1 protein-coding gene is annotated in these 830 nt (G+C 33.6%); it reads right to left on the bottom strand.

Annotation, left to right across the window (positions count from 1 at the left end; translation table 11 throughout):
• Window positions 1–830: methyl-accepting chemotaxis protein (locus LS70_RS09855; protein ID WP_138109452.1), on the bottom strand; the 830-nt coding region annotated here is incomplete at both ends.

An 830-nucleotide genomic window follows, 5' to 3' on the forward strand; every position in this document is an offset into this window, starting at 1 on the left:
AAACCTCTTCTTATTCACATCACTTAGAATATCATCAGCAATCTGATTAACTGTGCGTGTAATATCATTCGTGCTATTAGCTACACTCACATTATCTTGAGTAACAGTTTCTAGTTGTGCAATGGCTTCATTGATTTGACTTACACCTTGCGTTTGTTCTTTAATAGATTCACTCATATCATTAACACCTTGCACTAAGACATTCACATTTGCTTCTATCTCATTTAAAGATTTTCCTGTTCGCTCTGCAAGTTTTCTTACTTCATCAGCAACAACAGCAAATCCTCTACCATGTTCTCCTGCTCTTGCTGCTTCAATAGCTGCATTAAGTGCAAGAAGATTTGTTTGGTCTGCAATATCTTTAATCACACCAACAATGTTTTTAATATCTTCTGCTTGTCTTGCAACTTCTGTTGTTTTATCATTGACATTTTGCATAGAAGAGCTAATCTCTTCAATAGCTGCTGCAGATTGTTGGAGAGAACTTGCTTGAGAAGAACTACCATCTAGGAGTTTTTGCATAGATTCTTGTAATGTATTAGTTTGTTCTACAAGATTCTTTGCATAGCTTTCAGAAGAGTGTAGCATTTTTCTAATCTCTTCTCCTAGAATATTTGTTGTAGTTTCTACACTTCCTTGTGCATTTTCTACTTCTGTTGTAAAATCTAGTGATTTATAGGATTCAAACACACGATGAATCTCATTCATATTTGAACCTACTTTATTTTGTAAGACATCTAGCATATTATTTAACACATTTTTTAATTCTACAAGTTGTGGATTATGAGGATTCTCTATAATTCTTGCAGTTAAATTACCTTCTTCTACTG

The sequence above is a fragment of the Helicobacter sp. MIT 11-5569 genome, assembly GCF_000765695.2.
GTDB lineage: Bacteria > Campylobacterota > Campylobacteria > Campylobacterales > Helicobacteraceae > Helicobacter_D.